We start from the raw sequence: 8,194 nt of genomic DNA, 5'->3' as shown, positions 1-8,194 counted from the left end.
CCTCAACCGCGGGCCCCCCGGCGGCGCTCTCCTCACCCGCCGGGGCGGGCGAGGCCACCCGCAGCCACACCGCGTAGGCGACGACCCCGGTGGCCAGCCCCGTCCCCGCGCCGAAGCAGAGGGTCGGAATGATGTCCAGGGGTGAGCTCACCTCGCCGTGATAGGCGAGCCACCGTGCGAGCCGTAGCGCCGCGCCCACCACTAGGCACGCTCCGATCAGGGCGAACGCCCCTCGTCGCGTCCCGCGGCCGAGCACCGGCACAGACCCGGGCACGGCGACAGGCTTCCGCCGCAACGCGGGCCAGACGAACCACACCAGCACCACGAGCGCCGCCGCTGACGATCCGTACTGGGCGATCTGGTATCCACCGAACCCGCCCACCGTCTCGTTCAGCACGGGCACCAACCGCGTGCCCCAGCGGTCGGCGTGGGTGAAGGCGTCCCATACGACATGGGTCGCTGAGCCGATGACCGCCGAGAGATAGAACCGCAGCGCGAACACCGGTCCCATCCGCTCCGGCCGCCCCCGCAGCCAACCGTGAAGGCGTCCCCGGTAGCGGACCGGGGCCAGCGCCAGCGCGGGGTCGCGCACCAGTACCCAGAGCCCCACCAGCACCGCCGTCGTCACGGCGTCGACGGTGACCACCCCGAGCGGTCCATGGGTGAATGTCCCGAACTCCATGGCCCGTGGCACCACGCTCGCCGCGAAGTACGTCATGTCGGGCGCGAGCGAACCCATCACCAGTGCCGACGCGACCAGCGGCCCGCGAGCACCTCCCGTCCGGCGGAGCCCCGGCAGCACAGCGGCGGCATGACTGAGTGTGAATGGCATGCGTTGAAATCCCCCGCTGTCCCCTATGACCGTTGTCGATCAGCTACTGATCACTAGGGGCCAGTATGTGTGATAGATCTTGATCTCCCTTCTCCGCTCTTTCCAGGTGGCGAACTGGTGAAAACCGGGCACCGCCTGGTGTTCCGGCGCCGTCAGTTGACGTAGGGTCGCGTGAGTTACCACGGACATCGCACAGGGGCGCGGGCAGCCGCTTTCGGGGAGGGACACAGACGTATGGCAGCGCAATTCGGCCGTCGGCTGCGCAGGGGAGCCACCACCACGGCAGTGGCCGCGGCCGCCGTCGCCGCCCTCTCCGCCTCGCAGGCGCCCGGGATCACCCACGCCACCGCGAGTGGTGGCGACGGGCAGGGCCGGGAGGCCGCCGACGCCAGCGCGACCCAGGACACCACCGCGACCGGTAACTCGCCCTACCACACCGACCTTCCCCCGCTGAACACCCCTCATAAGCCCGACGCCCCGGCCACCTCCTCGACCGTTCCCCTGACCGGATCCGCGGAGGCCGGTATCCCGGCCACCGTCCTCGCCGCCTACAAGCAGGCGGAGTCGACCATCGCGACCTCCGACGCGGCCTGCCGGGTCTCATGGCAGCTGCTGGCCGCGATCGGCAAGGTCGAGTCGGGCCAGGCGCGCGGCGGCAAGGTCGACGCCAACGGCACCACCTTCTCGCCGATCCTCGGCCCGGTCCTCAACGGCGTCGGCTTCGCCAACATCAGCGATACCGACAACGGCGCCTATGACGGTGACACCACCCACGACCGCGCCGTCGGCCCGATGCAGTTCATCCCCTCCACCTGGGCGACCTGGGGCCAGGACGCCAACGGCGATGGCCTGAAGAACCCCAACAACATCTACGACGCCGCCCTCGCCGCCGGCCGCTATCTCTGCGCGGGCGAGCGCGACCTCACCAACCGGGCCGACCTCGACCGGGCCATCCTCAGCTACAACCAGTCCCGCGAGTACCTGAACACCGTCCTCTCCTGGTTCGAGTTCTACAAGCGCGGCACCCACGAGGTCCCCGACGGCTCCGGAGTGCTGCCCGGCTCCTCGACCCCGGACAGCAACAGCGGCGGCCTTCCCGGCGGGACCACGCCCACACCCCCGCAGACGCCTGGCACCACGCCCTCGCCGACGCCGCCGTCGACAGCCCCGACGAATCCGGCGAAGCCGAAGCCTCCGGTGACCACGCCCCCGACCACTCCGCTGCCCGCCAGCCGGATCGAGAACACGGGCCCCGGCTCGGTCACCGCCATGGCCGGACGCGACTTCGCCGAGCGGGTGAGCGTGCGGGTGGAGAACGCCAAGGGCGCTCCCGTCGCCCAGCAGGTCGTCCGTTTCACCCTGCTCGGCACGACCGACACCCGGTTCTCGGGCGACCGCACCAGCGTCCTCGTGGCCTCCGGTGCCGACGGCACGGCCACCGCCCCCACCCTGGAGGCCGGCGCCAAGACCGGCACCTTCCGGGTTCGGGCCACCCTGGTGGACCGCGACGCGCCGCCGGTGGATGTCCGCGCCCGCGTCACCACCCCCGCCGCCGACCGACTGGTACGCATCGACCAGAACAAGCTGATCGCCGCCCCAGACGAGAAGTTCGACGGCCGTCTCCGCTTCCAGGCCCTGTACCAGAACACCATCGCCGCCGATGTCGAGGTCACCGCCACCATGGTCAAGACCGGCGGTGGTGACCCGGTGGAGAACGACGAGGGGCCCTACTTCCAGGACGACGAGGGCAACCCCGTACGCACCCTCACCGGTCTGACCACCGACGAACTGGGCTTCGTGAGGCTTCCGTCGATCTATGCCGACGGGCAGACGGGCACCTTCCAGCTCCGCCTCGTCACCGAGGGCGGGGCCGTCGCGACCGTCGAGCTCACGGTGGTCCCCGAGTCCGAGCCGTCCTCGTCCGCGAGTCCCTCCTCGCCGAGCCCCTCCGCCTCGGCCACCGGCTGAGTCCTCTCACTCTCACCCCTTCTCCGCATCGCCCCCGTGTCGCTACTCGGCGCCGGGGGCGATGCCTTGTGGTTCTCATCTCGCGGCCCCCTTGCTACGGTGCCCTCACCTTTCAGCTGACGAGCCATCAGATCTCGGTGAGGCGAGCCTGCGGCCGCCAGACGCTCCGCGTCCAGGACGGGATCGCCCCGAGCTCAAGGAGGCCGAGCATGCGCGTCCTCGTCGCCGCCGCCATCGGGCTGGCCACAGCCTTCGCCCTCGTCCTCACCGTCACCGCGATCGGTGCCCCGCCGGGCGAGACCTCGCCCCGGCCCCTGCTGACCACCGTCCCCGGCCCCCAGAAGTAGGCGCCCGATGCGCCGCCGAGCCAGTCTTGTCCTCCTCTCACTCGCCGTCTTCTTCTGCGCCCTCTCCCCGCTGCTGCGCTGGTACGCCTTTCCCCGGCTGGCCAAGATTCCGCCAAGCCAGTACCAGGAGACCGTCCTGGAGGCCAAAGACGCCGTCCTCCTCGACTACGGCACTCTCCAGGCCAAACGGGTTCAGAAGGTCACCATCGTCCAGACGCTCAAGGGCAATGTGGAGGAGTCCGAGCGGATCGAGCGCGACGCGGGCCGTGACGTGGTGGTCTGGGACTCCCTCACCCATGTCCAGGGGCCCGACGGGAAAATGGTCTCCCAGATCCCCGAGCGCTATATCTTCGACGCCCACTCCCAGACTCCCGTCCATGCCGCCGGGGAGTCCGTCGACGGCGACCCCGTCCGCCGCGACGGCATCGAGTTCAAGTGGCCCTTCCTGACCGAGAAGCGGGACTATCGGTACTTCGACGCCCAGACCCGTACCTCGGCTCCCATCCATTACCGGGGCACCCAGGACTTCAGGGGCCTCGACGTCTACTACTTCGAGCAGACCATCCCATGGACCAAGGTCCGCTACCCGAAGAAGATGCCCATCCCCGGTATCGACGCCTCCACCCTGGAGCGGCAGACCGGCACCACGCGCTGGTACACCACCAAGAGGATGTTCTGGGTCGACCCCGTCACCGGAGCCCCCGTCAACGGTGAGGAGATCCACCGGGAGGAACTGCGCGGCGGCACCCTTCTCGGTGGCCGGGACCGCGTCACCGCCTTCTCGGGCCATGTGAAGATGCGCCCCGACTATGTGGAATCCATCGTTGACCAGGTCACATCCCAGCGCCGACTGGTGCTGATGCTCACCTCCTATCTGCCCTGGAGTTTCCTTCTCCTCGGTGGTGGCCTCCTGTTCCTCTCGCTCGCTCTGGAGGCCCGGGGTCGCTCCTGCGCTGGAGGACGGTCGCCCTCATGACACCCCTCCCTCGGCCACCCATCCACGGCCCATTCCCCTGACGGCCCCGTCAGCCACTCTCCTACCCGACGCGCCGAACCCGATGGCACCAACGGCGTGGAGAGGAGAAGAGGACACCGCGCCCACGGCACCCGGACACCCGCGACCCGGAGGTGCCCGCTATCCGCTCTGCCTCTCCCGTATCCGCGCGTCGCGTGCCTTCGTATGACGTGTCGGTATCGCCGTCCCGGGATCCTCCGGCCAGGGGTGCTTGGGATAGCGGCCCCGTAGCTCCGACCGGACGGACCGGTATCCCTCCTGCCAGAAGGAGGCCAGATCGGAGGTGACGGCGACAGGCCGCCCCGCCGGGGAGAGCAGATGCACCAGCAGGGGAACATCCGCGATCCGTGGTGTCTCGCCCCAGCCGAACAGCTCCTGGAGCTTCACCGCCAGCACCGGGTGGTCCCCGCCGTACTCGATCCGGACCCGAGAGCCGCTCGGAACCTCGATCCGCTCCGGCGCCAGCTCGTCGAGACGGCCCGCCTCGCCGCTCGCCCAGGGCAACAGCCGACGGAGCCCTTGCTCCGCTGGGATCCGCTCCAGATCGGTCCGCCGCCGCGCCCGGGACAGCTCCGGTTCCAGCCACTCGGCCACACGGTCGAGCAGGGCGGCGTCGGAGACATCCGGCCAGGGCGAGCCCAGGCGCCCGTGGAGAAACGCCAGCCGCTCCCGCAGTCGTCGTGCCTCCTGTGTCCAGCGGAGCAGTCCCAGCCCGTCGCTCCGCAGCCCATCGAGCAAGGCCGCGCGCACCCGCTCCGGGTCCGGTTTCCGGAGCGGGCGTGATGCCAGCTCCACCGCCCCCAGGCGCTCCACCTCCCGCGCCACGACATCGCCGCCGCTCCAGTGGACCTCCTCCGTCAGCGCCCCCCGATGGGCCGCCGCGATACGGGCGATGTCCTCGTCGACCACAGCGGCGAGCCGCACCCGCGCGGAGGCCGCCGAGGCGGGCCGGTCCGCGACCGCGATGGCCAACCAGGGAGCAGTCCGCAGCACCGACTCGGCCCTGACCTCGCCCCTGGTCCCCGACACCATCAAGAACGCACCATCCCCGCGTGATCTCGCCACACGCTCCGGGAAGGCCAGCGCGGTCACGAGCCCCGCGCCCCGCTCGTCACCCAGGGCGCCGCCGTCGCGCCCGACCTGCTCCAGCGCCGCGCCCGTGGCATCCGAGCTGTCTCCTTGGGCATCGCCCGACAGTGAGGACACCAGCCGTCTGACCTCGGCCCGCCAGCGTCCCCCGTAGCCATCGCCGCCGTTCCGCGCGCGGCGCCAGGCGGCGGTCAGATCGTCTCCGTACTCCCGGGGCGGTTCCTCACTGAGCAGGGCGACCACCTCCGCCGCCCGGCGCCCGCCCACCGAGGGCGTGGCATCGAGCAGCGCGCGGGCGAGCCGTGGATGCAGGCCGAGCCGGGCCAGCCGGTCCCCGCGATCGGTCGCCCTGCCCGCCGAGTCCACCGCGCCGATGGATTCCAGTACCGAGCGGGCGGCGGCCATGGCCCCCGAGGGAGGAGCGTCCAGCAGCGCCAGCCCCTCGGCCGTCGGATCGCCCCAGCACGCCACGCGCAGTGCGAACGACGTCAGGTCGGCCGTCGTGATCTCCGGCGCGGGATAGCGGGGACGCTGTCGCTCATCGGCGGCTGACCAGCACTGGTACACCACACCGGGAGCCTCACGCCCCGCCCTGCCCAGCCGCTGGGTCGCGGCGGCGGCCGAGACGGGAACCGTGACCAGTGAGCCCAGTCCGCGCGCATGGTCCATCCGGGGTTCCCGCGCCAGCCCCGAGTCCACGACGATCCGTACCCCGGGAACCGTCAGGCTCGACTCCGCCACGGACGTCGCCAGGACCACACGCCGCCCCTCAGTGCCGCCCCGCAACACGGCATCCTGCACGGACGCCGGTGCCCGCCCGTGCAACTGGAGCACCTCCGCGTCGAGGTCCGTGAGCATCCCCGCCACACGGGCGATCTCGCCGGTGCCGGGAAGGAAGCACAGGAGGTCCCCCTCGTCCCGCTCCAGTGCCCGGCGCACCGTCGCCGCGACATGACGGAGCAGCGCGGGGTCCACCCAGGTCCCGTGGGCGGGACTGATTCCCGCGGGCGGCGCCGCGCGGCGGGCCTCGACGGGGTGACCCTCACCGGTGGCCCGGACGACGGGGGCCGGACCCTCCTGGTCCTCCTGTGAGGTGAGCAGGCGTGCCCAGGCCTCCGCGTCACTCGTGGCCGAGGCCGCCACCAGTCGCAGCTCGGGCCGCAGGGCCGCCCGGACATCCACGAGGAAGGCGATCACGGTATCGGCGTCGAGATGGCGCTCGTGGCACTCATCGAGCAGGACGGCGTCCACGCCCGACAGCTCCGGGTCCCGCCGCAGCCGTTGCAGCAACACACCGGTCGTCACCACCTCGACCCGGGTCATCGGCCCCGCCCGGCGTTCACCGCGCACGGAGAAACCCACTGTCCCGCCGACTTCCTCCCCCAGCAGCCAGGCCATCCGCCGGGCCGCGGCCCGGGCCGCCATCCGCCGGGGCTCGGCGACCAGCACCCGCCGTCGAGCGCCCTCACCCACGAGCCCGGCCAGTACCAGCGGTATCAACGTCGTCTTTCCCGTGCCCGGCGGGGCGTGGAGCACCGCCGTGCCCCGCTCGTCGAGGGCGGCGAGCAGCTCGGGCACGACGTCGCGGATCGGAAGGCGCTCGAGTGCGTGGGTTCGGATCATGCGGTCAGTCTGCTCCGTCCCCGCCCATCGGTGCTCCGAGGTATCCACAGAGGCGGGCTCCCGTATGACTAATGGGACGGGGTGTGGATCGCCGGGTCGCCGGACCGGACGATCGATGGGACGATGCCCGCCCGCACGGGCGCATCCCTCTGTCCTCTCGGCCCGCGTGGTCGTGTCTCGCCCCGTGGGTCGCCACCTCGGCGACCGAGCGGCCAGGAGCGGATGGGCCGTGAGGTCATGCCGCCACCCATCCACAGCGCCTGAGCCGTGCCCCAACCCGGGAAAGAGCGATCAGCGAACCCGGGATCCATCGCCCACGCGGCCCCGCCGACCTCGTGGACGAGGCGACGGCACCTGGCCCCCAGGCCGGTCCGCTGTCAGCGGGTGGTTCGGGCCCGTCAGTCCCGGGCGCACACGAAGATCGCCGTCCCGGGGACCAGGCTTCCCCGCAGCGGCGACCAGCCGCCCCACTCCTGGCTGTTCCAGGCGGGCCACTCGGGCTCCACCAGGTCGATGAGCCGGAACCCGCTCGCGGCGACCTCCCGTACCCGGTCACCTATCGTCCGGTGGTGCTCCACATAGACGGCCCGCCCGTGCTCATCCTGCTCGACGTAGGGCGTACGGTCGAAATACGAGCCGGACACGCTCAGCCCCTCCGGCCCCGGCTCGTCGGGGAACGCCCAGCGGATGGGGTGGGTGACGGAGAAGACCCAGCGGCCGCCGGGGCGCAGCACCCTATGTACTTCGGAGAACACCGCGACCGGGTCCGCCACGAACGGGACCGCTCCGTACGCCGAGCAGGCGAGGTCGAATGAGCCGTCGCGGAAGGGCAGCGCCGTCGCGTCGGCCTCCACCAGAGTGACGCGTTCACCCGGAGGGAGGCTCTCGTCGATGCGCAGCGCGTGCTGAAGCTGGCGGTGGGAGAGGTCCAGGGCCACCGGCCTGGCTCCCTGCGCGGCGAGCCAGCGGGAGCACTGGGCGGCGCCCGCGCCGATCTCCAGGACGTCCTGTCCCTTCAGCGTCTCGGGCGGCCCCAGCAGAGCGGCGTCCGCCTCGTCGAGCCCCTCGGGACCCCAGACGAACCGGTCGTCGCCCAGGAAGGCGCCGTGCTCGACCTGGTACTCGTCCGCGTTCCGGTCCCACCAGCCGCGGCTGGCCCGGCGGCTCTCCGTGTCCCCCGCGTCACGGCGGGTCGCCTCGGGTTCGGGGCCCTCGATGTGCTGGATCATCATCACCGTCATTGTTGTTCGCGGCCGACGCGTCCACGCAGCCATCGTGGCCTCAGCAAACATGAGTTGCGCCGGTTATGGGAGGATCCGC

General features: G+C 71.5%; 6 protein-coding genes. 3 read left to right on the top strand and 3 right to left on the bottom strand.

Going from position 1 to position 8,194, the window contains the following annotated elements:
* A partial coding sequence (locus tag ACFVIM_RS14410; RefSeq protein ID WP_384301028.1) for a DUF4184 family protein occupies positions 1-832 on the bottom strand: 832 nt, incomplete at its 3' end.
* A 234-nt stretch (positions 833-1,066) separates the two neighbouring features.
* Between ACFVIM_RS14410 and ACFVIM_RS14405 the strand changes: the two genes are divergently transcribed.
* From ACFVIM_RS14405 to ACFVIM_RS14395, 3 genes are all read left to right on the top strand, one after another.
* The gene (locus tag ACFVIM_RS14405; RefSeq protein WP_384301027.1) at positions 1,067-2,800 is read left to right on the top strand and encodes a lytic transglycosylase; all 1,734 of its coding nucleotides are present in this window, start codon (positions 1,067-1,069) and stop codon (positions 2,798-2,800) included.
* Between the two features lie 209 nt (positions 2,801-3,009).
* Positions 3,010-3,147: an SPW_0924 family protein gene (locus ACFVIM_RS14400; RefSeq protein ID WP_384301026.1), complete on the top strand. Its 138-nt coding sequence runs from the start codon at positions 3,010-3,012 to the stop codon at positions 3,145-3,147.
* Positions 3,148-3,154: 7 nt separating this feature from the next.
* Entirely contained in the window at positions 3,155-4,123 is a 969-nt protein-coding gene (locus ACFVIM_RS14395) for a DUF3068 domain-containing protein (protein WP_384301025.1), read from the top strand.
* Positions 4,124-4,282: 159 nt separating this feature from the next.
* Here the strand turns inward: ACFVIM_RS14395 and hrpB are convergent, their stop codons facing one another.
* The gene (gene hrpB, locus ACFVIM_RS14390) at positions 4,283-6,874 is read right to left on the bottom strand and encodes an ATP-dependent helicase HrpB (RefSeq protein ID WP_384301024.1); all 2,592 of its coding nucleotides are present in this window, start codon (positions 6,872-6,874) and stop codon (positions 4,283-4,285) included.
* A 398-nt stretch (positions 6,875-7,272) separates the two neighbouring features.
* On the bottom strand, positions 7,273-8,103 hold the full coding sequence (locus tag ACFVIM_RS14385; RefSeq protein WP_384301030.1) for a class I SAM-dependent methyltransferase: 831 nt from the start codon (positions 8,101-8,103) through the stop codon (positions 7,273-7,275).
* Between the last annotated feature and the right edge of the window lie 91 nt (positions 8,104-8,194).

The organism is Streptomyces sp. NPDC057638 (assembly GCF_042800315.1).
In the GTDB taxonomy this organism is placed as follows: domain Bacteria; phylum Actinomycetota; class Actinomycetes; order Streptomycetales; family Streptomycetaceae; genus Streptomyces.
Note: the sequence above shows the minus strand (reverse complement) of the source record. Positions and strands in the feature narration are given on the sequence as shown.